Annotated in this window: 22 protein-coding genes; 11 read left to right on the top strand and 11 right to left on the bottom strand. The window is 71.2% G+C overall.

Going from position 1 to position 23,896, the window contains the following annotated elements; all coding sequences use genetic code 11:
* Nucleotides 1-9: 9 nt before the first annotated feature.
* On the bottom strand, nt 10-282 hold the full coding sequence (locus LK09_RS02295; RefSeq protein WP_039395310.1) for an HPr family phosphocarrier protein: 273 nt from the start codon (nt 280-282) through the stop codon (nt 10-12).
* On the bottom strand, nt 279-635 hold the full coding sequence (locus LK09_RS02290) for a PTS sugar transporter subunit IIB (RefSeq protein WP_039395308.1): 357 nt from the start codon (nt 633-635) through the stop codon (nt 279-281). The genes LK09_RS02295 and LK09_RS02290 overlap by 4 nt, the downstream gene beginning before the upstream one ends.
* A gap of 177 nt (nt 636-812) precedes the next feature.
* Here LK09_RS02290 and LK09_RS02285 point away from each other — a divergent pair, with 177 nt between their 5' ends.
* On the top strand, nt 813-2,729 hold the full coding sequence (locus LK09_RS02285) for a BglG family transcription antiterminator (protein WP_052226319.1): 1,917 nt from the start codon (nt 813-815) through the stop codon (nt 2,727-2,729).
* Here LK09_RS02285 and LK09_RS02280 read toward each other — a convergent pair.
* Genes LK09_RS02280 through LK09_RS02265 form a run of 4 tightly spaced genes read right to left on the bottom strand, consistent with a single transcriptional unit; the run spans nt 2,716 to nt 6,267 of the window.
* Nucleotides 2,716-3,129: a hypothetical protein gene (locus tag LK09_RS02280; protein ID WP_156138619.1), complete on the bottom strand. Its 414-nt coding sequence runs from the start codon at nt 3,127-3,129 to the stop codon at nt 2,716-2,718. The two genes, LK09_RS02285 and LK09_RS02280, sit on opposite strands and share 14 nt — an antisense overlap.
* On the bottom strand, nt 3,126-3,758 hold the full coding sequence (locus LK09_RS02275; RefSeq protein ID WP_231562930.1) for a GNAT family N-acetyltransferase: 633 nt from the start codon (nt 3,756-3,758) through the stop codon (nt 3,126-3,128). Before LK09_RS02275 ends, LK09_RS02280 begins: the two co-directional genes overlap by 4 nt.
* The gene (locus tag LK09_RS02270; protein WP_039395302.1) at nt 3,755-5,437 is read right to left on the bottom strand and encodes a phospho-sugar mutase; all 1,683 of its coding nucleotides are present in this window, start codon (nt 5,435-5,437) and stop codon (nt 3,755-3,757) included. Before LK09_RS02270 ends, LK09_RS02275 begins: the two co-directional genes overlap by 4 nt.
* On the bottom strand, nt 5,434-6,267 hold the full coding sequence (locus tag LK09_RS02265; protein ID WP_039395299.1) for a purine-nucleoside phosphorylase: 834 nt from the start codon (nt 6,265-6,267) through the stop codon (nt 5,434-5,436). Before LK09_RS02265 ends, LK09_RS02270 begins: the two co-directional genes overlap by 4 nt.
* Before the next feature lie 77 nt (nt 6,268-6,344).
* Between LK09_RS02265 and LK09_RS02260 the strand changes: the two genes are divergently transcribed.
* A complete protein-coding gene (locus LK09_RS02260; protein ID WP_407939135.1) occupies nt 6,345-7,796 on the top strand; it encodes an NAD(P)H-quinone dehydrogenase in 1,452 nt (483 codons plus the stop codon).
* A 792-nt stretch (nt 7,797-8,588) separates the two neighbouring features.
* Here LK09_RS02260 and LK09_RS02255 read toward each other — a convergent pair.
* Together LK09_RS02255 and LK09_RS02250 are read right to left on the bottom strand one after the other, a co-directional pair.
* Nucleotides 8,589-10,358 (bottom strand): acetyl/propionyl/methylcrotonyl-CoA carboxylase subunit alpha, encoded by a 1,770-nt coding sequence (locus LK09_RS02255; protein WP_039395293.1) that lies wholly within the window; start codon nt 10,356-10,358, stop codon nt 8,589-8,591.
* Between the two features lie 95 nt (nt 10,359-10,453).
* Entirely contained in the window at nt 10,454-11,107 is a 654-nt protein-coding gene (locus LK09_RS02250; RefSeq protein ID WP_039395290.1) for a Maf family protein, read from the bottom strand.
* Between the two features lie 34 nt (nt 11,108-11,141).
* On the opposite strand from LK09_RS02250, the gene LK09_RS02245 reads away from it, so the two are divergent.
* The 4 genes from LK09_RS02245 to LK09_RS02230 are packed head-to-tail and all read left to right on the top strand — an operon-like array spanning nt 11,142 to nt 15,392.
* Nucleotides 11,142-12,422, top strand: coding sequence for a class I SAM-dependent RNA methyltransferase (locus LK09_RS02245; protein ID WP_039395287.1), 1,281 nt, complete (start codon nt 11,142-11,144; stop codon nt 12,420-12,422).
* A gap of 12 nt (nt 12,423-12,434) precedes the next feature.
* Nucleotides 12,435-13,100, top strand: a complete 666-nt coding sequence (locus LK09_RS02240) for a response regulator transcription factor (RefSeq protein WP_039395284.1) — start codon at nt 12,435-12,437, stop codon at nt 13,098-13,100.
* On the top strand, nt 13,090-14,328 hold the full coding sequence (locus LK09_RS02235; protein ID WP_156138618.1) for a sensor histidine kinase: 1,239 nt from the start codon (nt 13,090-13,092) through the stop codon (nt 14,326-14,328). Before LK09_RS02240 ends, LK09_RS02235 begins: the two co-directional genes overlap by 11 nt.
* Nucleotides 14,328-15,392 (top strand): hypothetical protein, encoded by a 1,065-nt coding sequence (locus LK09_RS02230; protein ID WP_039395281.1) that lies wholly within the window; start codon nt 14,328-14,330, stop codon nt 15,390-15,392. Before LK09_RS02235 ends, LK09_RS02230 begins: the two co-directional genes overlap by 1 nt.
* A 253-nt stretch (nt 15,393-15,645) precedes the next feature.
* Here the strand turns inward: LK09_RS02230 and LK09_RS02225 are convergent, their stop codons facing one another.
* Both LK09_RS02225 and LK09_RS02220 read right to left on the bottom strand, forming a co-directional pair.
* Complete coding sequence (locus LK09_RS02225) at nt 15,646-15,885, bottom strand: acyl-CoA carboxylase subunit epsilon (protein WP_039395279.1); 240 nt, start codon at nt 15,883-15,885, stop codon at nt 15,646-15,648.
* A gap of 26 nt (nt 15,886-15,911) precedes the next feature.
* A complete protein-coding gene (locus tag LK09_RS02220) occupies nt 15,912-17,501 on the bottom strand; it encodes an acyl-CoA carboxylase subunit beta (protein ID WP_407939134.1) in 1,590 nt (529 codons plus the stop codon).
* 111 nt (nt 17,502-17,612) lie between these two features.
* On the opposite strand from LK09_RS02220, the gene LK09_RS02215 reads away from it, so the two are divergent.
* Nucleotides 17,613-18,386 carry a biotin--[acetyl-CoA-carboxylase] ligase gene (locus LK09_RS02215; RefSeq protein WP_052226315.1) on the top strand — a complete coding sequence of 258 codons (774 nt, stop codon included), beginning with the start codon at nt 17,613-17,615 and terminating at the stop codon, nt 18,384-18,386.
* Nucleotides 18,387-18,398: 12 nt separating this feature from the next.
* Here LK09_RS02215 and LK09_RS02210 read toward each other — a convergent pair whose 3' ends face one another.
* Nucleotides 18,399-19,931, bottom strand: a complete 1,533-nt coding sequence (locus LK09_RS02210; RefSeq protein ID WP_052226314.1) for an APC family permease — start codon at nt 19,929-19,931, stop codon at nt 18,399-18,401.
* A 176-nt stretch (nt 19,932-20,107) separates the two neighbouring features.
* Here LK09_RS02210 and LK09_RS02205 point away from each other — a divergent pair, with 176 nt between their 5' ends.
* From LK09_RS02205 to LK09_RS02190, 4 genes are all read left to right on the top strand, one after another.
* Nucleotides 20,108-20,695 (top strand): PH domain-containing protein, encoded by a 588-nt coding sequence (locus tag LK09_RS02205; protein ID WP_039395273.1) that lies wholly within the window; start codon nt 20,108-20,110, stop codon nt 20,693-20,695.
* A 57-nt stretch (nt 20,696-20,752) separates the two neighbouring features.
* Nucleotides 20,753-21,874 carry a 5-(carboxyamino)imidazole ribonucleotide synthase gene (locus tag LK09_RS02200; protein ID WP_039395270.1) on the top strand — a complete coding sequence of 374 codons (1,122 nt, stop codon included), beginning with the start codon at nt 20,753-20,755 and terminating at the stop codon, nt 21,872-21,874.
* A gap of 147 nt (nt 21,875-22,021) precedes the next feature.
* Complete coding sequence (purE, locus tag LK09_RS02195; protein WP_039395730.1) at nt 22,022-22,489, top strand: 5-(carboxyamino)imidazole ribonucleotide mutase; 468 nt, start codon at nt 22,022-22,024, stop codon at nt 22,487-22,489.
* Complete coding sequence (locus LK09_RS02190; protein ID WP_039395267.1) at nt 22,486-23,889, top strand: LCP family protein; 1,404 nt, start codon at nt 22,486-22,488, stop codon at nt 23,887-23,889. The genes purE and LK09_RS02190 overlap by 4 nt, the downstream gene beginning before the upstream one ends.
* The last annotated feature ends 7 nt before the right edge of the window (nt 23,890-23,896 follow it).

Genomic DNA, 23,896 nt, shown 5'->3' with positions numbered 1-23,896 from the left:
ACGTGCCTCCTAGGCGTCGTGGTCGGTGGTGAGCAGTTCGCTCAGCGTGTCGAGCACGCCTTCGGCGTCGTCGCCGTCGGCGGTGAGGGTGACGTAGTCGCCCTGCTCGATGCCGAGCGCGATCACCCCGAGGATGCTGGCCGCGTTGGTGGGCTTCCCGGAGTCCTTGGCGACGGTGACGGGGATGCCGGCATCCTTCGCGGCCTGGGCGAACAGCTTCGCGGGGCGGGCGTGCAGTCCGTGTGACGAGCCGATGCGGACGGTTCTCGTGGCCTGGGTCATGACGGGTCCTCTCTGGAAGCGGGGGTCAGGGGAGGACGCCCGGCTGACTGGTCGTCCGCGGTCGCCCGGACGAGCGACAGCGTGCGGGAGCCGTCGAGGTCGCCGAAGACGTCCGCGGGCAGCCGGGTCGCCCGGGCTCGGTGCGCCGCGGCATCCCGGCTGATCTGGTCGTACCGGGCGTTCAGGTGCGGTCCGACCAGCACGAGGTCGCAGGCTGCGAGCTCGTCGGCCAGCAGCGTCAGGGTCGTCGCGGTGACGGTGCAGTCGAACCCGTCCGCGTCGGCGGCGCGCTGCAGGCGCTGGGCGACGAAGGTGCTCGAGGCTCCCGCGCCGCAGACCACCAGGATCTTCATCGATCGTCCTCCTCGGTCTCATTCTGGGAATCCGGTGGGAGCGTCGGCAACCAGACCTCTTTCCGCCCCGGCGGAAAATCCTCGGAGCGCACACAATGGCCCCCGGCCGGTGCACGCGTGCCACACTGGGAGCGCACGGCAGAGGCGACGGGCGAGGGCGACGGGCGAAGGACCACGGTGACCAGAACGCGACAGGATCGCCTGCTCACGCAGGTGACGCGCGCGGGCGATTGGATCACCGCGGCCGAGCTCGCCGACGCCCTCGGGGTCACCCCGCGGAGCGTGCGCACCTATGTCACGGCGGTGAACGCCCGCGTCCCGGGGGAGACGGCGATCGAATCGGGGCCGCAGGGATACCGGGCCGGGCCCGGCGCGGCGCGGGCACAGCGCACCGGGACGGATGCCGGAACGCCGCGGGACCGCCTGCACACCCTCGTGCGCACCCTGCTGGATGCCCCGGACGGCATCGACGTCTACGACACGGCCGAGCGTCTGCACGTCAGCGACGCCACGCTGGATGCCGACCTCGGACGCGTGCGGGGGCTGCTCGGCGGCACCGCGCTGACCCTGGAACGGTCGGCGTCGCGGGCGCGGCTGCGGGGCACAGAGCTCGCCCAGCGGCGCCTGCTCAGCCGGCTCGCCCATGACGAGGTCGACGCGGGCGCCTTCGATCTGGAGGCGATGCGCCGCACGCTCGGGGAGGATTCGATCGGCGCCGGTGCGTTCGGGCCGTTCAAGGCGGAACTGGCCGCGGAGCTCGGGCGTCTCGGCTACTTCGTGAACGAGTACGCCATCGCGGACGTCCTGATGCACATCGCGATCGCTGCCGACCGCGTCGACCAGGGACGCCCCCTGGACGGCGTCGACGGCCGCGCCACGGATGCCACCGCCGAGGTCGCCGCGCTCATCGACCGGCTGATGCAGGAGCGGCTCGGCGTGCGGCTCGGCGCGGGGGATCTGCGCCACCTCGCCACCCTCGTGCTCACCCGGGTGGTCGCGCCGAGCGCGACCGAGCCGGTGCGCCCGGCCGCCGACATCGAGCAGGCGGTGACGGAGGTCGTGCAGGAGGCGGCATCCGAGTTCCTCGTGGACATCGCCGACGACGCCTTCATCCTCCGGCTCGCGCTGCACGTGGAGAACCTGCAGAGGCGTGCCCGCGAGCGCGCGTGGTCGCGCAACCCGCTGACCAAGTCCCTGAAGTCGACGTATCCGATGCTGTTCGAGGTGGCGGTGTTCATCACCAGCCGGCTGCAGGAACGGCTCGGCACCCCCATCGTCGACGAGATCATCGACGACGAGATCGCGTACGTCGCCATGCACGTCGGCGAACGCCTGGAGCGGCGCCGGCGGGCCGCGCAGCTGCTCACCGCCACGATCGTGTGCCCCGGGTACTACGAGCTGTCGGAGCTGCTGCGCTCGAGCGTGGACCGGTCGCTCGGGACGGCGATCGAGGTGGTCGGCGTGGAGACCCGCGTCGACCCGGACTGGTCGGCGATCGACACCGACCTGGTGCTGACGACCATCGACCCGGCGCATCCCGGCGATCGCATCGTGCGGGTGCAGCCGTTCCTCACCGACAGCGACATCGAGCGGGTCCAGGCCGTGGCGGGGCGCGTGCGCCGGGCCCGGCGCCTGGCCCGGCTGCGCGGCGAGCTGGAGCGGTACCTCGACGCGTCGGCCTTCGTGCACGGCCTCGCGCCCGTCGGGGAGGCGGCCGTCATCCGGCAGCTCGGGGAGCTGCTCATCCGCCAGGGCGTCATCGACGAGGACTACGTGACCGGCACGATCGCCCGCGAGGAGATGTCGTCGACGGCGTTCACGGATGCCCTGGCCGTGCCGCATGCCCTGACGATGACCGCCACGCGCACGGCGATCGCGATCGGCATCGCCGACCCGTCCATCCCGTGGGGCGACGGGCGGGTGCAGGTCGTCGCGATGGTCGCCTTCTCGGAGGCCGACCGCGAGGCGTTCCAGACCGTCTTCGAACAGCTCGTCGAGGTGTTCAGCGAACGCGAGTCCGTGCAGCGCATCCTGCGGGCGGCGACCACGTTCACCGCGTTTCTGGACGAGCTGGTCGCCGTCATCGACGGCTGAGGCCGTCCCCGTTCGACGGGGAGGGATGCCGCGGCGCCGACCGCAGGGCGGCGGCGATGACCGTGAACACGGCCGCCGGCAGGTAGAACAGCCCGATGCTCATGATGCCGAGCACCGTGAACGAGACCACCAGGACGGCGGCGACCACCGCCGCGATGGATGCCGCCCGCCCGCGCAGCACCAGCGGGACGGCGGCCACGACGGCCGGGAGCAGCAGTATCACGAGGTAGCCGCCGCCCATCACCTGCAGCACCGTCAGCGTCTGGGTGGTGCGGACGGTCCCACCGCTCGAGGAGGTGGTCGACGACGCCGTGCTGTAGAGCGGCAGCACGCTGAGCACGAGCCCGGCGACCAGCGCGAGGATGGCGGCGATGAGGCTCATCAGGCGCTTACGGGTCATCGTGCGCCCTCGGCCCGCTGCAGTCGCTCGCGAAGGCCCAGCCGCACCGCCGGCCACTCGACCGCGATGATCGAGAACACGACCGTGTCGCGGATCGTCCCGTCGCGCCCGAGCTGGTGGCTGCGCAGCACGCCGTCCTGCTTGGCGCCCAGCCGCGCGATCGCGGCACGGGACTGGCGGTTGTGCCAGTGGGTGCGCAGCTCGACGGCGATCGCACCGCACGCCTCGAACGCGTGTCCGAGCAGCAGCAGCTTGGCGGCCGTGTTGACCGCGGTGCGCTGAGCCGTGAGCCCCAGCCACGTGGCACCGATCTCGACGTGCCGGTTGGGCTGGTCGATGTGGAGGAACGTCGTCTGCCCCACGACGCGGTCGTCGGCGAGACGCCGCACCGCGAACGGGTTCATCGTGCCGGCGGCCGCCTGCTCCAGCCGGCGCTCGATGTCGGCGGCGACGTCGTCCGGGCGCGGCACCGACGTGTACCAGGCGTGCTCGAGGCCCTCGGCCGCATCCGCGAGGTCGCGCGCGTGCGCGAGCGACAGCGGCTCCAGCCGCACGTGCGCGTTCTCGAGCACCACCGGCGCCGCGAAGGCCGCGGCGCCGGCTGCGGCGGCGGTGATCGGCTCGCTCACTGCTGCGCGCTCGCGAGCAGCTGCTCGACGGCCTCGCGCAGCGCGGACAGGCGAGAGGCGGCATCCTCCGCGGAATCTCCGCGCACGTCGAGGTACGCCTTCAGCTTCGGCTCGGTGCCGGACGGACGCACGATGACGCGCGAGCCGTCCTCCAGGCGCATCCGCAGCACGTCGGCGGGCGGCACTTCGCCGTCGCCCTCGGGCTCGAGGAGGTCGTCGATCCCGGACACGGCGACGTCGCCGAGCGCGCTCGGCCGGTCCGCGCGCAGCGCCGCCATGATGCGCCCGATGACGGTGAGGTCCTCGACGCGGATCGCGACCTGGTCGCTGGCGAAGAAGCCGAACTCCTCCTCGAACGCCGCGAGCACGTCGGCGAGGGTGAGCCCGCGGCCGCGGGCCTCGGCTGCGATCTGCAGCAGTGCCACCGTCGCGGAGATGCCGTCCTTGTCGCGCACCGTGTCGGGGTTGACGAGGTAGCCGAGCGCCTCCTCGAAGCCGAACACCAGCCCCGGCGCGCGCGAGATCCACTTGAAGCCGGTGAGCGTCGCGTGGAAGTCGAGCCCGTAGCGCTCCGCGATCACCTGCAGCCCGGGCGACGACACGATCGAGCAGGCGAGGGATGCCGACAGGCCCGCGGTCACCGACAGGCGCGCGGCCCGCCAGCCGAGCAGCAGACCCACCTGGTTGCCGGTGAGGCGGCGGTAGCCGGCCTCGGCCGCGGCATCCGGGATCGCGACCGCGAGACGGTCCGCATCCGGGTCGTTCGCGATGACGAACTCCGCGCCGCTGTCGCGCGCGGTCGCGAAGGCCAGGTCCATCGCACCCGGCTCCTCCGGGTTGGGGAACGAGACGGTCGGGAACGCGCCGTCGGGCTGGATCTGCGCCAGCACGGTGGTCGGAGCCGGATACCCCGCGGCCTTCAGCACGCGGGCGGTGGTCTCCCACCCGACCCCGTGCATCGCCGTGTAGGTCCACGCCATCTCCGCGGCGCTCGCCGGAGCCGGACCCACCGCGGCGGTCGCGGCCACGTACGCCTCGACGAGCGATTCGGGAGCGGTCTCGTATTCGGTCGACCGGGGCAGGTCGCCCACCGGGCCGGACTCCGCGACCCGCAGGATGTGCGCGGCGATCTCGGCGTCCGCCGGCGAGACGATCTGCGAACCGGCATCCTCCCCGCCGAGGTACACCTTGTAGCCGTTGTCGTTCGGAGGGTTGTGCGAAGCCGTCACCATGACGCCGGCGGCGGCATCCAGATGGCGCACCGCGAACGCCAGCACGGGCGTCGGCAGCAGGCGCGGCAGCAGCACCGCGTGCAGGCCGGCTCCGGCGAACAGCTCCGCCGAGTCCTCGGCGAACACGCGCGAATTGCGACGCCCGTCGTAGCCGATGACGACGGTGGGGGAGGCATCCTCGCCCGCCTTCTCACGCAGATACGCCGCGAGCCCCGCGGCCGCCTGCGACACGAGTACGCGGTTCATGCGGGCGCTGCCCGGGCCGAGCTCGCCGCGCAGGCCGGCGGTGCCGAACTCCAGCCGGCCGTCGAACCGGTCGGCCAGCTCCGCCTCGGCATCCTCGTCGCCGTCCTTCGTACGCTGGATGAGGTCTGCCAGCTCGGCACGGGTCTGCTCGTCGGGATCCTGGTCGCGCCAGGCCTTGGCCCTCTTCAGCAGCTTGCTCACAGTCGACCCACCACCTCGGCGAGGAGTTTCGTGATGACCGGCTCGGCGAGCTGGCCGGCCTCGATGACTTCGGCATGGCTGAGGGGGGTCTTCTGGATGCCGGCCGCGAGGTTCGTGATCAGCGAGAACCCGAGCACCTCCATGCCGGCCTGGCGTGCCGCGATGGCCTCCAGGGCCGTCGACATGCCGACGATGTGCCCGCCGAGGGTCTTCGCCATCTGCACCTCGGCCGGCGTCTCGTAGTGGGGACCGGTGAACTGGCAGTAGACGCCCTCGTCGAGGGTGGGGTCGACCTCGCGGGCGATGGCGCGCAGCCGCTGCGAGTACAGATCGGTGAGGTCGACGAACGTGGCGCCCTCGAGCGGCGAGGCCGCGGTGAGGTTGATGTGGTCGCTGATCAGCACCGGGGTGCCCGCCGTCCAGGTCTCCTTGATGCCGCCGGCGCCGTTGGTGAGCACCATGGTCCCTGCCCCGGTCGCGGCGGCGGTGCGCACGCTGTGCACGACCCGGCGCACCCCGTGGCGTTCGTAGAAGTGGGTGCGGGCGCCGATGACGAGCACGTGCCGGCCGTCGCGGGCGCGGATGCTGCGCAGGGTTCCGGCGTGTCCGGCGACCGCCGACTTCGTGAATCCGGTGACCTCGGTGGCGGGGATCGTCGCGACCGTCTCGCCGAGCAGATCGGCCGCCTTGCCCCACCCGCTGCCGAGGGTCAGGGCGATGTCGTGGTGGTCGACGCCGGTGAGGCGCGCGATGTCGGATGCCGCGGACGCCGCGATCTCGAACGGATCGGCGGCCGGGTCATCGAGCGGGTTGACGAGGTTGTCGGACATGGAACCACATTAGAGGGCCGCAGTGCTGTGCGTGGGCGTTCACTTTCCGGTCGGCGGGCCCTGAGAGAATGGGATCCATGTCTGAAAGCTTCCTTCTCTCGCAGAGCGTCGCCATCATCGGAGGCGGCCCCGGCGGCTACGAGGCGGCGCTCGCCGCCGCTCAGCTGGGTGCCAAGGTGACGCTCGTGGAGCGGGTCGGGATCGGCGGATCCGCGGTCATCACCGACGTCGTGCCCTCCAAGAGTCTCATCGCGACGGCGGATGCCGCGGTCGCGATCGCCCAGGCGTCAGATCTCGGCGTGCAGCTGTTCGCGCACGACGCCGACGACAAGCCGCTGCGCCCGCAGCTCGCGATCAACCTGGCCGCGGTCAACCACCGGCTGCTGTCGCTGGCCCGCCAGCAGTCCGAGGACATGCACCAGGCACTGCTCGAGGCGGGCGTGCGCATCATCTCCGGACACGGACGCCTCGAGGGCCGCAACGCGGTCGTCGTGTCGACGGCGCCCGGCGGCACCGACTTCGAGCGCATCGAGGCCGACACCATCGTGGTGTCGGTGGGGGCATCCCCGCGCGAGCTCGCCACGGCCAAGCCCGACGGGGAGCGCATCCTCACCTGGACGCAGCTGTACAACATGAAGAAGCTCCCCGAGCACCTGATCGTGGTCGGATCGGGCGTCACCGGCGCGGAGTTCGCCGGCGCCTACATGAACCTCGGCGCCAAGGTGACGCTGGTCTCCAGCCGCGACCGGGTGCTGCCGGGGGAGGATGCCGACGCCGCCGCCGTGCTCGAAGACGTCTTCACCCGCGGCGGGATGACCCTGATGTCGAAGTCGCGGGCGTCGAGCGTGGAGAACACCGGTGACGGGGTGAAGGTCACGCTCGGCGACGGCACGGTGCTCACCGGCAGCCACTGCCTCATGGCGGTGGGGTCGATCCCGAACACGGCGGGCCTCGGCCTCGAGGATGCCGGCGTGCAGATGACCGCGTCCGGGCACATCCAGGTCAACGGCGTCTCGCGCACCTCGGTGCCCAACATCTACGCGGCCGGCGACTGCACGACCTTCTACCCGCTGGCATCCGTCGCCTTCATGCAGGGGCGCGTCGCGATCTTCCACGCGCTCGGCGACTCGGCCATCCCGATCGACAAGCGCAAGATCACGTCGAACATCTTCACCGCCCCGGAGATCGCGACGGTGGGCTGGCAGGAGCAGGACGTCATCGACGGGGTCGCCGACGGCGTGGTGCTGAAGCTTCCTCTCGCGGCCAACCCGCGGGCGAAGATGATGGGCGTCACCGACGGTTTCGTGAAGCTCATCGCGCGCCGCGGCAGCGGCACCGTGATCGGCGGCGTCATCGTCGCCCCGAAGGCGTCCGAGCTCATCCTGCCGATCGCGATCGCGATCGAGCGCCGACTCACGGTCGACCAGATGTCGCGCACCTTCGCGGTGTATCCGTCGCTGACCGCCACGATCATGGATGCCATGCGCGGCATGCACCTGGTCGAGCGCGCCGGCCACGAGCACGACTGACCCGGCATCCCGCCCTGCGTGCCGCACCCCCGCGCGTCGCGGGCGAGCCGCGGGCGAGCCGCGTCGTTCGGTCGTCACGATGTACGGCTCGTGGCGCGTTTCGTGACGACTGAGCGCGGGATGCCTCGTTCGGTCGTCACGATGTGCGGTGCGTGGTGCGCTTTGCGACGAGTGAGCGGTGTGCCCCAGCGGCGGGCGGGCTGATTGCTTGGGTCGTCACGATGTGCGGCGCGGGGTGCGTTTCGTGACGAGTGAGGCGCGGTGCCTCGTTCGCTCGTCACGATGTGCAGGGTGTGGTGCGCTTTGTGACGAGTGAGCGGTGTGCCCCAGCGGCGGGCGGGCTGATTGCTTGGGTCGTCACGATGTGCGGCGCGGGGTGTGGTTCGTGACGAGTGAGTCGCGGGATGCCTCGTTGGGTCGTCACGATGTGCGCGGCGTGACGCGTTTCGTGACGACTCAGCGCGGGATGCCGCGTTCGCTCGTCACGATGTGCCCGGCGTGGTGCGCCTTGTGACGAGTGAGGGGTGTGCCCGAGGGGCGGGCGGGCTGGTTGCTTGACTCGTCGCGATGTGCGGCGCGGGGCGCTTCGTGACGACTAAGCGCGGGATGCGTCGTTCGCTCGTCACGATGTGCGTGGCGTTACGCGTTTCGTGACGACTCAGCGCGGGATGCCGCGTCCGCTCGTCACGATGTGCGCCGGGTGCGCTTCGTGACGAGCGAGTGCGCGACGCGGGGCTGCGGCGAACGACGAGGGGGGATGCCGCGCGGCATCCCCCCTCGTCACTCGACCCGCTAGGAGATCGTCAGCAGCTGGTGGCCGGCGGACACCGTGGTGCCGGGTTCGGCGTTGATCGCGCCGATCACACCGTCCTTGTGGGCCTGGATGGGCTGTTCCATCTTCATGGCCTCGAGCACGACGACCAGGTCGCCCTTGACGACCTCCTGGCCCTCTTCGACGGCGACCTTCACGATCGTGGCCTGCATGGGCGACTTCACGGCGTCGCCGGAGGCGCCCGCCGACACCGTGGTGGTGTGGCTGCGCCGCGACGGCGGAACGGCCGCCGGGCGCCCGGCGCCCTCGCGCGGGGCGGCGACGATGCGGTCGGGGAGACTCACCTCGAGGCGCTTGCCGCTGACCTCGACGACGACGGTGTGCCGTGCCTCGGGGCCGGCCGGGTCGGACAGCTCGCCGTCCCACGGCGGGATGTCGTTGACGAACTCCGTCTCGATCCAGCGCGTGTACACGCCGAACTCGCCGTCTTCGGCCGTGAAGGCGGGTTCGCGCACCACCTTGCGGTGGAACGGGAGCACGGTGGGAAGGCCCGCGACCTCGAACTCGTCGAGCGCGCGGCGGGCGCGTTCGAGCGCCTCTTCACGGTTGCGGCCGGTGATGATCACCTTGCCGAGCAGCGAGTCGAAGGCGCCGCTGACGACGTCACCGGCGGTGACGCCGGAGTCCAGGCGCATGCCGGGGCCGCCGAACGTGCGGAACGCCTTGACGGGTCCGGGCTGCGGGAGGAAGCCGCGACCGGGGTCTTCGCCGTTGATGCGGAACTCGATCGAGTGCCCCTCCGGCTCCGGGTCGGGGTAGTCGAGCGTGCCGCCCTCGGCGATGCGGAACTGCTCGCGCACGAGGTCGATGCCGGTGACCTCTTCGGAGACCGGGTGCTCGACCTGCAGGCGGGTGTTCACCTCGAGGAACGAGATCGTGCCGTCGGCGCCGATGAGGAACTCGCACGTGCCGGCGCCGACGTAGCCGACTTCGCGCAGGATCGCCTTGGACGCCTGGTAGAGGATGCCGTTCTGCTCGTCCGAGAGGAACGGCGCGGGCGCCTCCTCGACGAGCTTCTGGTGACGGCGCTGCAGCGAGCAGTCGCGCGTGGAGACGACGACGACGTTGCCGGCGGCATCCGCCAGGCACTGGGTCTCGACGTGGCGGGGCTTGTCGAGGTACTTCTCCACGAAGCACTCGCCGCGGCCGAAGGCGGTGATCGCCTCGCGCGTGGCGGACTCGAACAGCTCGGGGATCTCGTCGAACTCACGCGCGACCTTGAGGCCGCGGCCACCGCCGCCGTAGGCCGCCTTGATCGCGATCGGCAGGCCGAACTCGCGGGCGAACGCGGAGACCTCGTCGGCGCCGTCGACCGGGCCGGGCGTGCCGGGGGCGAGCGGAGCGCCGACCTTCTCGGCCACGTGACGGGCGGTCACCTTGTCGCCGAGCGCCTCGATGGCCTCGGGCGAGGGGCCGATCCAGACGAGTCCGGCGGCGATGACGGCGCGGGCGAACTCGGCGTTCTCGGCGAGGAACCCGTAGCCGGGGTGCACCGCGTCGGCGCCGGAGCGGCGGGCGATGGAGAGGATCTTCTCGATCGACAGGTAGGTCTCGGCGCTGGTGGCGCCGCCGAGGGCGTACGCCTCGTCGGCGAGCTTGGCGTGCATCGCATCGCGGTCCTGGTCGGCGTAGATCGCGACCGAGCCCTTTCCGGAGTCGCGTGCGGCGCGGATGACGCGGACGGCGATCTCGCCGCGGTTGGCAACGAGAACCTTGGCGATAGCAGGCATGAATGTCAGCCTAGCGATGCGTGGACGTCCAGTTTTTGAGGAATCCGCACAAGAAAGGCCGCAAAACCTCGTCGGATGTCTCCTAGGCCCGCGGATCAGGCCGATCGCGTCTGCCAGAGCGCGGTCCACGAGACGCCGAGGTCGCGCACGAGGTGCCGCAGCGTCGACAGCGACATGCCCACGACGGTCGACGGGTCGCCGTCGACGCGTTCGATGAACGCGCCGGCGAGACTGTCGAGCGTGAACGCCCCGGCGACCTGCAGGGGCTCGCCGGATGCCACGTACGCGGCGATCTCCTCGTCGTCGACGTCGGCGGCGAACGTCACCGAGGCCACCGCGACGGCATGCGCCTCGACGGCCGGCCGCCCGGGCTGGAGCCGGAACACGCTGTGACCGGAGTGCAGGATGCCCGTCCCGCCGCGCATCTCGCGCCAGCGCGCCGCCGCCACCTCGGGACGGTGCGGTTTGCCGAGGATCTCGCCGCCGAATGCGAACATCGAGTCGCCGCCGATGACGATCCCGTCGAAGTCCGGATCGCGTTCGCGCAGCGTGGCCGCGACATCCGCGGCTTTGCGGCGGGCCAGCAGCAGCACGTGCTCGTCGGGCGTGAGGGTGCGCTCCTCCGCCTGCTCGACGGCGGCGACGACCGCCTCTTCGTCGACACCCGGAGCAAGGGTCTCGGGTTCGATGCCGACCTGCCGCAGCAGCATCAGGCGGGCGGGAGAGGTCGAGGCCAGGCAGACGCGCACCTGCCCAGCGTATTGCGCGTGGGATGCTGGATGCATGGATGCCGGCCAGCTCATCGACCTCGACATCGCCGACGTCGCGCACGGCGGGGTGTTCGTCGGCCGACACGAAGGACGCGTGGTGTTCGTGCCCGACACGCTGCCGGGCGAGCGGGTGCGGGTGCGGCTCACCGACACGTCCAAGGCGTCGTTCTGGCGCGGCGAGGTGCTCGAGGTGCTGGACGCCTCCAGCCACCGCCGCCCGCACATCTGGCGGCAGGCCGACCTCGACGTCCCGCCGCAGGATCGTCCCGGCGGCGCCGACTTCGGGCACATCGACATCCCCCACCAGCGCCGGCTGAAGGCGCACGTCATCGAGGACTCCCTGAAGCGGTTCGCCGGATTCGAGGCATCCGTGCTCGTGCATCCGGCCGGGGTCGGCGAGGACGAGCACACCTGGGAGCACCCGCAGGCCACGCGCTGGCGCACCCGTGTCAGCCTGCACGTCGACGCCGACGGGGCCGTCGGGCCCTTCGCGCAGCGCAGCCACCACGTCGTCCGGTTCGACGACCTCCCGCTGGCGACCGCCGAGATCGAGCGCGTCGCACGGGCGGTGGCCGATCGCGGCGGGGCTCAGCCGGGCCGCATCGATCTCGTCCAGCCGGCCGACGGGGAGGTTCGCGTCATCCCGCGTCCGGAGGCCACCCGCGGAACACCGCCCGCGGCGCGCGAGACCATTGTCGAAACCGTCGGACGCCACCGTTTCCGGCTGGATGCCGGGGGCTTCTGGCAGGTGCACCGGCTCGCCGCCGACACGCTGTTCGACACGGTGAGCGCAGCGCTCGGCGAGCTCGGCGTCGACCCGGAGGCGCAGCACTTCGACCTCTACGGCGGTGTCGGCCTGTTCGCGACGGCCCTCGCCGAGCACGGCGGAGGCCGCGTGCTCAGCGTCGAGTCGGATGCCCGGGCCACCGGCCACGCGGCGCAGAACCTGTCCGCGTGGCCGGACGCCGAGGTGGCCCGGGTGCGCGTGGACCGCTGGCTGCCGCGCTTCGCCGCCGACGCGGATGCCGCCGCCCGCGAACGCATCGGACGCGGTGTCGTCGTGCTCGATCCGCCGCGTTCGGGGGCGGGGCGCGAGGTGGTGCAGGCGCTCGCCGGCCTGGCGCCCGCCGGCATCGTCTACGTGGCGTGCGACCCGGTGGCGCTCGCGCGCGACCTGCGCACCTTCCGCGACGCCGGGTATGAGACGTCGCACCTGAGCGCGTTCGATCTGTTCCCCCATTCGCACCACGTCGAGACCATCGCGACCCTCCGGCGGCCGGGCGCTGCCCGGTAGTAGTGTGACGACGTGACACGCGTTGCCCTGATCGACGACCACGAGTCGGTCCGACTCGGGCTCGAAGCGGCCTGTGCGCGCACCGGAGGCGTCCTGGAGGTCGTGTTCTCCGGTGCGACGGTCCTGGCCTACCTCAAGGAGCGGCTCACCGTCCGGATGCCGCCCGCCGACGTCGTCGTGCTCGATCTCACCCTCGGCGACGGCACCACGGTGACCGAGAACGTGCAGCGCCTCACCGCCGACGGGTCGAGCGTCATCATCCACAGCGTCGCCGACCGCCCGGCAGCCGTCCGCGAGGCGCTCGCGGCGGGGGCGGTCGGAATCGTCAGCAAGGCGTCGCCCACCGGCGACGTCCTCAGCTCGATCATGCTCGTCGCCGCTGGCGAGGCGCTCAACAACGTCGAGTGGGCCAGCGCCGTCGAGGGCGATCGGGCCTTCGCCGACGCGCAGCTCTCGCAGCGCGAGCGCGAGGTGCTGCGCCTGTACGCCGCGGGTCTTCCGCTGAAAGCCGTCGCCGCGCAGCTCGGCGTCGCCTATTCGACGGCGAAGGAGAACATCACCCGCATCCGCGTCAAGTACGTCGAAGTCGGACGAGACGCCCCGACCAAGCTCGATCTGCGCCGCCGTGCCGAGGAGGACGGCCTGCTGCCCGAGGATGCGCCGCCCCGTGGCTTCTGAGGCGCGCACCGGGCCGACCCCGACCGGGGCTGTCGAATCGATCAGCGCCGTGGACCTCGGGCGGTTCACCTCCTCCCGCGTGGAGCGGGCCATCGAGGTCGTCGTGGGGTTCGGCTGCTCCCTGCTGGGCGCCCAGGGTCTGGCCGCGGCGCTCGGCGGTGCGGAGACGGCCGATTCCTGGCATCCGCTGCTGGAGCTGATCGTGTTCGTGCCGCTCGGCCTCATGATCGTGGCGTGCTTCACCGGGCGCGCCGTGAAGCTGTTCGCCGCGCTCTTCTCCGTCGTCGGGATCGTCGGCATCGCGCTGTGGCCGTTCATCCACGGCGCCGGCACGATGTCGGGCGAGGAGCAGCCGTGGATCTTCTTCCTGCTCAACGTCATCACCGCCGCGACGCTGCTGGCCTTTCCGCTGGTCTGGCAGGTCGTGCTGGCGTTCTTCGTGCCTCTCGAGTGGCTCGTGGTGCGGCTGGTCGGCAGCAGCGGGCAGCCGCTCGATGTTCCGATGTTCCTGCTGGAGGCGTCGTTCGCGCTCGTGCTGGGCTCGATCGTGGTGACGCTGGGGTGGCTGTTCCGGCGGGTGGCGGCGACGGTCGACCGTCGCCGTGCCGAGGCGGATGCCTCCTATGCCGAGGCGGTCGCGGCGGATGCCGCCGAGCAGGAGCGCCTCGCGGTGGGGGCCCTGATGCACGACAGCGTGCTGTCGGCTCTCATCGCCGCGGCACGCGGACATTCGCCGCGTGAGCGGCTGCTGGCGGTGAGCATGGCCAGCGAGGCCCTCACCCGGCTCGCCGACGCCGAGCAGGATGCCTCGATGGGTCCGGAGGGCCCGGTGGCGCTCGTGGTGATCGCCCAGCAGCTGCAGCGGGTCGCCGCCGATCTGGGAGTGCCGATCACCGTGCCGTGCCCGGATGCGGCCGCGGTGCCCAGCGCGGTGGCCCGCGCCCTCGCGATGGCGGGCGTCCAGGCGATCACGAACGCGGTGGAGCATGCCGGCGGAGCGGGCCTGGCCGCCTCGGTCACCGCGACGCGCGACCCGCTTCGGGTGCAGGTCACGGTGTCCGATCGGGGGAGCGGCTTCGACACCTCGCATGTTCCCGACGACCGCCTGGGCATCAGCGCATCGATCATGGCGCGGATGGCGGCGGTGCGCGGCCGCGCGTTCGTGGATTCCGGGCGGGACGGCACCACGGTGACGCTCACCTGGACGGCGTCGGAGCCGGTGGTGTGATGGGCGCCCGGCCGATCCTGCTGACCCTCGGGGCGGCGTTCACGATCTACCTGACCGTGCGCGGCGAGCTGTGGACGACGCCGCCGCTGCACCCGGGCGGGCTGCTCGTGAGCGACCTGCTGTACGCGGTGACGAGCATGCTGTGCCTGTTCGTCGGTGTGCGCGGCGACGACAGGGATTCGACCGACCGGCGCGGCCGTCCGCGCACGCAGGGCGTGGCGAGGCTGCCGTTGTGGGTGACGATCCTCGCCTTCGTGGTCGCGATCGTCCAGCCGCTGGTGACGACCTGGGCGGTGGGCGCGGCACTCGCCACGAGCGTGGTGGGCACGGCGTACATCGGCCAGATCGGTGCGCTCATGACGATCCTGATGGCCCGGCGTCGTCCGCTGTGGGCGTGGGCGGGCACGGCGGCACTGGTCGTGCTGTCGTCGGCATCCCTCGGCTTCCTCACGGCGCTCGGATCGGGCCTGGTCGGGTCGCTGATGTGGGTCGCGGCCGCGCAGCTGCTGCTGTGGTCGATGGACCGGGCCGTGCGCGACACCGTGCGCCTGGCCGAACTGCAGCGGACCGCGATCGCGCTGCGCGCCGACCAGGAGGGCCGCCAGCGGCAGCGCCGCGTGCAGGTGCAGCGGGCTCTGGAGGTCGCCGGGCCCGTGCTCACCCGCACCATCGAGACCCGCGGGGCCCTCTCCACCGCCGAGCGCGCGGAGGCGCTGCGGGCGGAGGCGCGGCTGCGTGACGAGCTGCGTGCCCCGCGTCTCCTGGACGACCATGTCCGGGCGGCGCTTGATTCTGCGCGCCGCCGCGGGATCCAGGTGACCCTCCTGGACGAGGGCGGCCTGGAGGGGGTGGATGCCGACGCCCTGTCGCGGATCCGCCGGTCGCTGGCGGTCATCATCGCGGGCGCCGATTCGGATCGCCTCTACATCCGCACCTCGCCCGACCCGCACGTCGCGGTGACGGTCGTGGGCCGGTCGGCGGCGGGGATGCTGTCGGACGAAGACAACGTGGACCTCTGGCACGAGATCCGTCACGACACCGAGTCCGCACAGAACGAGAACTGACGGCGGAGAAGTAGCCGCAGAAAAGAGTGGAGGTGAGGGGCGGCTCTGCCGCCCCTCACCTCGGCGGACGGTTACCCGAAAAACCGTCGGCCAGGGCCGAACTCACGATCGGTCTTCCCAGGACTGATCGTTCGGCCGAACGCGTTGAGAGCGTTCCAGCACATTTAGTATCGCTCGGTTGCTTGAGGTCGTCTGTAGGTATTTCGGGGGACAAATCCTGAGAGAACGCTGACAGCTCCGATTCGGCCCGTCTTCAGTCCGGGAAGTTGTTCCAGCCGCGCTCGCGCGCGAAGGGTCGGCGCAGCCCCCGCTGCGACAGCGACCAGGCGCTCGGGCGCCGATCGTCGTCCGCGAGCGCGTCGGCCGCCTCTTCGGCGTACGCGGTCGAGACGACGGCCAACAGGGCGCCCAGCTCCTCGTCCGTGGGGTTGCCGCGCAGCACCTCGACGCGCAGGGGCGCGGCATCCGTGTCCGAGTCGTCGGCGAGGGTCATAGGGTCCATTGTGCCGCGAGCGTCGCTCACAGCGGAATGTTCCCGTGCTTCTTCGGCGGCATGCTCGCGCGCTTGCCGCGCAGCGAGCGGAGGGCCTTCGCGATCGAGACGCGGGTCTGCGCCGGCTCGATGATGCCGTCGAGCTCGCCGCGCTCGGCCGCGAGGAAGGGCGACGCGACGTTGTACAGGTATTCGTTCGCGAGGCGCGCGCGGACGGCGGCGACGTCCTCGCCGGCCTCCTCGGCCCGCTTGATCTCACCGCGATACAGGATGTTGACCGCACCCTGTCCGCCCATGACCGCGATCTCGGCGGTGGGCCAGGCGAGGTTGATGTCGGCGCCCAGCTGCTTGGAGCCCATCACGATGTACGCGCCGCCGTAGGCCTTGCGCAGGATGACGGTGACGAGGGGAACGGTCGCCTCGGCGTAGGCGTACAGCAGCTTCGCACCGCGGCGGATGACGCCGGTCCACTCCTGGTCGGTGCCGGGGAGGTAGCCGGGCACGTCGACGAGGGTGACGATCGGCACCGAGAACGCGTCGCAGAAGCGGACGAAGCGGCTGGCCTTCTCGCCGGCCTCGATGTTCAGCGTCCCGGCCATCTGCGAGGGCTGGTTGGCGATGATGCCGACGGTGCGGCCCTCGACGCGTCCGAAGCCGATCACGATGTTCGGTGCGAACAGCGGCTGGATCTCGATGAACTCGCCGGCATCGACCACGTGCTCGATGACGGTGTGCATGTCGTACGGCTGGTTGGGCGAGTCGGGCACGATGGTGTTCAGCGTGCGGTCGGCGTCGGTGGTCTCCCACTCGAAGTCCGCCTCGTAGACCGGCAGCTCCGACATGTTGTTGTCGGGCAGATAGCCGAGGAGGGTGCGCACGTAGTCGATCGCGTCGTCCTCGTCTTCGGCGAGGTAGTGCGCGACGCCGGAACGGGTGTTGTGCGTGTACGCGCCGCCCAGCTCTTCCATGCCGACGTCTTCGCCGGTGACGGTCTTGATGACGTCGGGTCCGGTGACGAACATCTGGCTGGTCTTGTCGACCATCACGACGAAGTCGGTCAGCGCGGGGGAGTACACGGCCCCGCCCGCGGCGGGACCCATGATGATCGAGATCTGCGGGATGACGCCCGACGCCGCAGTGTTGAGGCGGAAGATCTCGCCGTACTTGCCGAGGGCGATGACGCCCTCCTGGATGCGGGCGCCGCCGGAGTCGAGGATGCCGATGCAGGGGATGCCCGAGCGCATCGCGAACTCCATCACCTTGATGATCTTGTCGCCCGCGGTCTCGCCGAGCGAGCCGCCGAAGGTGGAGAAGTCCTGCGAGTACACCGCGACGGTGCGCCCGTGGATGGTGCCGGTGCCGGTGACGACCGAGTCGCCGTAGGGGCGCGCCTTGTCCATGCCGAACGCGGTGGTGCGGTGGCGCACGTACTCGTCGAGTTCGGTGAACGAGCCCTTGTCGAGGAGGAGCTCGATGCGCTCGCGCGCGGTGAGCTTGCCCTTGGCGTGCTGTTTGGTCTTGGCGGTCTCCTCGGAGTCGACCACCGCCTCCTGGTAGCGTGCGCGCAGGTCGGCGATTTTTGCCGCGGTCGTAGAGAGGTCCGGCTGATCCGTCACGGATTCCAGACTAGCGATCGGTCTGCGCGCACGGTTGGAGGCTCAGCACAAGGCGATCCGACAGACTTGGTGGACATCCTCCCAACGGGCCGTCGGTCCTAGACTTGCCGGGTGTCCACCGAAGGTCAGTTCCCGCGCCTGTCCGCCGTCGCCTCCCGCGTCGAGATCGTCCCGGCAACGGGCTCCACGAACGCCGACCTGGTCGCCGCGGCCGCGGCCGACCCGGGCGCCCTGCCGCACCTGGCGGTGCTGCTCACGCACGATCAGACGGGTGGTCGCGGACGCCTCGACCGCACCTGGGTCGCGGGCCCCGGCCGCGCGCTGGCCGTCTCTGTGCTGGTGCGGGTGTCGGCGATCCCGGTCGCTGCGCGCGGGTGGATCCCCCTCGCGGCCGGTGCCGCGATGACGCACGCCGTCGCGGCGCAGCTGCCGCAGCACTCTGTGCGGATGAAGTGGCCCAACGACGTCCTCGTGGACGGGAACAAGATCTGCGGCATCCTCGCCGAGGTCGTCCCCGGCGACGCGGATGCCGTCGTCATCGGCTCGGGCGTGAACACGACCATGCCCGCCGACGAGCTTCCGGTTCCGACCGCGACCTCCTTCGCCGTGCTCGGCGCGGTCGCCGACGAGGACGCCCTGATCGCCGACTACGTCGACGGACTCGACCGGGCTCTCGCCGCGCTCGCCGGCGGGGCGTCCGACGCCGTGCGCTCCTCGGTGCAGACGGTGTGCGCGACGATCGGCCGCGAGGTGCGGGTGTCCCTGCCCGACGGGTCGACGGTCTCCGGCCGCGCCGAACGCCTCGACGACGACGGACGCCTGGTGGTGGCATCCGACGTGGGCGAGCGTGCACTGTCGGCGGGGGACGTCGTCCACGTGCGGTGAGGCGCGCCGTCGCTACTCCCGGAAGTGCGCCGGATCCGTGCGGGCGTCGTGCACGGCGATGTTCACGGTCGCCGGGGTGATCTCGTCGTCGGTCTCCAGGGGGCGCCGGGTGAAGTACTTCGCGCCCTTTCGCCAATAGATCGCCATGGGCACGAGCCCGATCGCGATGGTGCCGACGCCGATCGCGAGGATGAGCCACGCGGTGCCGGGGTCGTTCGACTTGAACTGGTTGGGGATCGACAGCACGAACAGCACCGCCATGAAGATCGCGCCGATCGCCGGCCACAGGCCGATGAAGATGAAGTTCTTCACCGACTTGAAGATGTGCTTGCGGTACGCGACCACGACGGCGGTGCCGGCGAGGGCGTAGTAGAACGCGATCTGGAAGCCGATGGAGTTGATCGCGGCGCCCATGATCGTGCCGACGCTGCCGAGGAAGTTCGAGCCGATGAACAGCACGAGCGAGACGCCGGTGACCACGAGCGTGGCGAACGCGGGCGTCTTCCACTTGGCGTGGGTGCGGCCGAAGGCCTTCGGCAGGGTGCGGTCGCGACCCATCGCGAACAGGGAGCGGGTGACCTGGATGAGGGTCGTCTCGAGCGTCGCCACGGTGGAGAGCATGACCGCGAGGATGAGGATCTTGCCGCCGATGCCGGGGATGATCGCCTGGCCGAGCTCGCCGATGAGGTTGCTGCTGTTCTGGATCGTCTTCTCCGGCAGCATCACCTGGACGGCGATGGTGAACACCTCGAAGAGCAGGAACACGATGATCACGCCGATGATGCCGCCCAGGCCCGACGCCTTCTTGCCGTTGTGGGTCTCTTCGTTGAGGTTGGCGCTGACATCCCAGCCCCAGTAGTAGAAGGCGGCGATGAGGGCGGCGCCGATGAAGCCGCCGAGGCCGCTGAAGTGGCTGAAGCCCAGCCACGACCAGGAGAACGCGGCGCCGGAGGTGTGCACGCCGGCCATCGCCTTCACGAGCGCGACGATGCCGAAGACGACGAGGATGCCGACTTCGATGGACGACATGATCCACTGCGCGGTCGCGGTGACGGTGACGCCGACCAGCACGCAGACGGCCATCACGAGGAACCACACCGCGCCGATGGCGGTGACGAGCCCCGTGTTGCTCGCGGCCTGCTCGTTGAACAGCGACACGGTGTACTGGCCGGCCGGCAGTGCTCCGGCGACCATGAAGATGGTGGCCGAGATCACCAGCGACCATCCGGACAGGTAGCCGAGCACCGGGTGCAGGGCGCGGCCCACCCAGGAATAGGAGGCGCCGGCGTTCACGTCGGCGCGGCCGAGGTACGAGAAGGCGAACGCGATGCCGAGCATCGGGATGCCGCACCACAGCAGCGCCGCCGGCGCGGCCAGGCCTGCGGCGGCGATGATGAGCGCCGTGCTGGCGGCGATGGAGTAGGCGGGCGCGGTGCCGGCGACGGCCATGACGACCGAGCCGAGGCCCGAGACGCCGTTCTCCTTGAGCTGATGCTCGGGCTCGTGTTCCGGGGCGGGGTCCAGGGTGGGGGATGAGGTCGACATGGCGGTCCTTCGGGGGTTGACGCACACTTCGTCGGGGGGACGGGCTGACGCTGAACGTACGCCCGATCGGCTCGGAAAACCTGATGAGGTCGTCCTGAATCCGTCGGGTACGGCTCGCCCCGGACGCGCGCCGGCGCGGTCACGGGATTCCCGGCTTGCGGGCGCACAATAGAGGGGTGACCCAGCCCATCGGGCCGATGACCCGCCCGCTCGTGCCGGTGCAAGGCGCGCCGACGCCCGAGCTGCGCGTCGCGCGCTTCCGCAAGCACGGCATCTGGCTCGTCTGGCCGGCCCTGGTGCTGATCGCCACCGCGGGCGCGACGGGGTACTTCTACGACAACCTGCCGTGGCCCTGGGCGAAGAACTGGATGCTGGTCGCCGTCGCTGCGGCCGTGGTCCTCCTCCTCGCCCTGCTGCCGTTCCTCGCGTGGTGGACGCACACGTACACGATCACCACGCGCCGGGTCATCGAGCGGCGCGGCATCCTCTTCTCGCACCGCCGCGAGCTCAGCCACGCGCGGGGCTACCACGTCACGCTGCGGCGCAGCATCCTGCAGCGCCCGTGGGGCACCGGCACGCTCACCCTGTCCGACGGCGTCGAGCAGCCGATGCGCCTGACGAACGTCCCCACCGCCGGACTCGTGAACGAGGTGCTCATCGACCAGGTCGAGGTGAGCCAGATGCTCGCCCACCGCGACGGCGGCAGCCTTCCCGGCCAGGCGATCCCCCCGATGCCCCCGATGCCCCCGGCTCCCGCGTCCTGAGCGTGCCTGCGGCTCCGCGCGCATGCGGGAGAATGGGTGCCGGACGGAAGGAGCACCATGGGTCTGCGAGTCGGTGTCGTCGGTGGAGGTCAGCTGGCACGGATGATGATCGCACCGGCGGTCGAACTCGGCGTGGAGATCCGGGTGCTCGCCGAGCAGCCCGGGATGTCGGCGGCGATCGCCGCGACCGCGGTGGGCGACTACCGCGACGCCCCGACCGTGCTCGCCTTCGCGCAGGACGTGGATGTCATCACCTTCGATCACGAGCACGTCCCGCAGGACGTGCTGCACGCCCTCGTTGACGCGGGCGTCGCGGTGCACCCGGGTCCCGAGGCGCTGCAGTACGCGCAGGACAAGCTCGTGATGCGCGCCAAGCTCGCCGAGCTCGGCGTCCCGCAGCCGGAGTGGGCGGCCGTGCACGACGCCGCCGAACTGCAGGCGTTCCTCGACGAGAACGGCGGCCGGGCGATCGTGAAGACGCCGCGCGGCGGCTACGACGGCAAGGGCGTGCGGGTCGTGGCATCCGGCACGGACGCCGACGACTGGTTCGCGGACGCCGCCGGCTCGCCGCTGCTGGCCGAGGAGCTCGTCGACTTCCGTCGCGAGCTCGCCCAGCAGGTCGCCCGTCGTCCCTCCGGCGACATGCGGGCGTACCCGGTGGTGCACACCGAACAGCGCGACGGCGTGTGCGCCGAGGTGATCGCCCCGGCGCCGGAGAGCACGCCGCGCCTGCAGGCGGTCGCCGCCGGGATCGGCACCGGCATCGCCGAAGGACTCGGCGTCACCGGCATGCTCGCCGTGGAGCTGTTCGAGACCACCGATGACCGCCTGCTCGTCAACGAACTCGCGATGCGGCCGCACAACAGCGGCCACTGGTCGCAGGACGGTGCCGTGACCAGCCAGTTCGAGCAGCACCTGCGGGCCGTGCTCGACCTGCCGCTCGGCGACCCGACGCCGCGTGCCCCGTGGACCGTGATGGTGAACATCCTCGGGGGCCCGACCGACGGCACGCTCGGCGACCGGATGCCGGCGGCCCTGCACGCCCACCCCGACGTCAAGGTGCACACCTACGGCAAGGAGCCGCGCCCGGGGCGCAAGGTCGGCCACGTCAACGCGACCGGGGACGCCCTCGACGACGTCACCTACGACGCCCGCGCCGCGGCCGCGCTCTTCCTGTGACAGCCTGTCCGTTCGCCGGAACGTCGCGCCGTTGCGACGATTTCCAGCGTTGCGCCCTACCCTGAGCAGGTGACTGAGCCGCAGCCCGCCACCGTGTCCAGCCCCGAGTCCGGCGCCTCCGCATCCCGCCCCCTGGTCGGGGTCGTGATGGGGTCCGACTCGGACTGGTCGGTCATGAAGGATGCCGCCGCGGTCCTCGGCGAGTTCGGCATCCCGTTCGAGGTCGAGGTCGTCTCGGCCCATCGCACCCCGGACAAGCTCATCCGGTACGGGCGCGACGCCCGTGCGCGCGGGCTGCGCGTGATCATCGCGGGCGCCGGCGGCGCCGCGCACCTGCCCGGGATGCTGGCATCGGTCACCGCCCTCCCCGTCGTCGGCGTCCCCGTGCCGCTGGCCCGGCTCGACGGCATGGACTCGCTGCTGTCGATCGTGCAGATGCCGGCCGGCATCCCCGTCGCGACCGTCTCGATCGGCGGCGCCAAGAACGCCGGCCTCCTCGCCGCGCGCATCCTCGGGGTGGGAGACCCCGCCGTGGCCGACGCGGTCGAGGCGTATGCGGCCGACCTCGAAGCCCAGGTGGAGGAGAAGAACCGCCGGCTGAAGGCGTCGCTGTGACCGCTGCATCCCTTGGCCTTCGCACCCAGCCGATCCGTCATCCCGACGGATCCGAGCAGGTGATGACGCGCCGCGGCTGGTGGCTCGTGCTGCTCAACTTCCTCATCCCCGGATCCGCACAGGTGCTGGCCGGCAACCGTCGCCTGGGGCGCTTCGGCCTCGTCTCGACGCTCGTGATGTGGGCCCTGCTCATCGTCACCGTCGTCGTGTCGCTGCTGTCGCGGCGCACCATGTTCGACCTCGTCACCAACGGGTTCGTGCTGCTGATCGCGGAGGTGCTGCTGGTCGCGTACGCGATCCTGTGGATCATCCTGACGATCGACACCCTGCGGCTGGTGCGACTCGTGCGCGTGCGCTCGTGGACGCGCCTGGGCATCCCGATCCTGTCCATCGGCCTGCTGGTCGTCGCGTCCGGCAGCGCCCTCACCGGCGCCAGCTACGCGCAGACCGCGCGCGACACGTTCGGCACGCTGTTCGGGGCATCCGGCCCGTCGCAGGCCCCGAGCGACGGCTACTACAACATCATGCTGCTGGGCGGCGACGACGGGCAGGGGCGCACCTCGATGCGCTTCGACAGCATCTCGGTGGTGTCGATCAACGCCGAGACCGGGGCGATCACCACCACCGGCGTGCCGCGCGACCTCGCCGGGTTCCCGTTCGCCAAGGGCAGCCCGATGCGCACCTACTACCCGACCGTGCACACCGGTCACGCCGACCCCACCTGCGGATGGGGGCCGGGCATCAACCAGCTCAACACCGAGGTGGTGGTGTGCGGGCACGGGGCATCCCTCTACCCGAACGCGAAGAGTCAGGGCTCGACGCCGGGCATCGAGGCCACCCGCGATGCGCTCGAGGGCATCCTCGGCATCAAGATCCAGTACTACGTGCTGATGAACTACGGCGGGTTCGCGCAGCTCGTCGACGCGCTCGGCGGGGTCGACATCACCGTGACCGAGCGGCTGCCGATCGGCGGCGGCCCCAAGTACAAGGGCCAGCCGGCCAGCGAATGGGCCAAGGGCTGGATCGAGCCCGGCCGGCAGCACATGGACGGCAACACCGCCCAGTGGTACGCCCGCTCCCGCGAGACGACGAGCGACTGGGACCGCGTGAAGCGTCAGGCGCAGCTCGAGCAGGCGATCGTGCATCAGGTCAACGCGACGACGCTTCTGACGCGGTTCCGCGAGGTCGCCTCGGCCGGTCAGAACCTGTTCAAGACCGACATCCCCGAGGGGATGCTCGGATACCTCGCCGATCTCGGCGTGAAGTCCCGGTCCGAGAAGGTGCAGGCCATGCAGCTCGTCCCCAAGCAGGGGGTCGATCAATTCAACCCGGACGTCGCCGCCATCCAGGCTCACCTGCAGAGCCTGCTGCATCCGGCGTCCCCGTCTCCGTCGAAGTAGGACCTCC

This window comes from Microbacterium mangrovi (assembly GCF_000802305.1).
In the GTDB taxonomy this organism is placed as follows: domain Bacteria; phylum Actinomycetota; class Actinomycetes; order Actinomycetales; family Microbacteriaceae; genus Microbacterium; species Microbacterium mangrovi.
The sequence above is the reverse complement of the archived record's forward strand: the minus strand, read 5'-3'. Positions and strand labels throughout refer to the sequence as shown.

Coding starts and splice junctions, on each gene's coding strand:
- LK09_RS02230 (WP_039395281.1), top strand. CDS start 14,328: ATGGGCGCCCGGCCGATCCTGCTGACCCTCGGGGCGGCGTTCACGATC.
- LK09_RS02290 (WP_039395308.1), bottom strand. CDS start 635: ATGAAGATCCTGGTGGTCTGCGGCGCGGGAGCCTCGAGCACCTTCGTC.
- LK09_RS02280 (WP_156138619.1), bottom strand. CDS start 3,129: ATGACCCGTAAGCGCCTGATGAGCCTCATCGCCGCCATCCTCGCGCTG.
- LK09_RS02200 (WP_039395270.1), top strand. CDS start 20,753: ATGGGTCTGCGAGTCGGTGTCGTCGGTGGAGGTCAGCTGGCACGGATG.
- purE (WP_039395730.1), top strand. CDS start 22,022: ATGGGGTCCGACTCGGACTGGTCGGTCATGAAGGATGCCGCCGCGGTC.
- LK09_RS02265 (WP_039395299.1), bottom strand. CDS start 6,267: ATGTCCGACAACCTCGTCAACCCGCTCGATGACCCGGCCGCCGATCCG.
- LK09_RS02225 (WP_039395279.1), bottom strand. CDS start 15,885: ATGACCCTCGCCGACGACTCGGACACGGATGCCGCGCCCCTGCGCGTC.
- LK09_RS02260 (WP_407939135.1), top strand. CDS start 6,345: ATGTCTGAAAGCTTCCTTCTCTCGCAGAGCGTCGCCATCATCGGAGGC.
- LK09_RS02245 (WP_039395287.1), top strand. CDS start 11,142: ATGGATGCCGGCCAGCTCATCGACCTCGACATCGCCGACGTCGCGCAC.
- LK09_RS02255 (WP_039395293.1), bottom strand. CDS start 10,358: ATGCCTGCTATCGCCAAGGTTCTCGTTGCCAACCGCGGCGAGATCGCC.
- LK09_RS02210 (WP_052226314.1), bottom strand. CDS start 19,931: ATGTCGACCTCATCCCCCACCCTGGACCCCGCCCCGGAACACGAGCCC.
- LK09_RS02295 (WP_039395310.1), bottom strand. CDS start 282: ATGACCCAGGCCACGAGAACCGTCCGCATCGGCTCGTCACACGGACTG.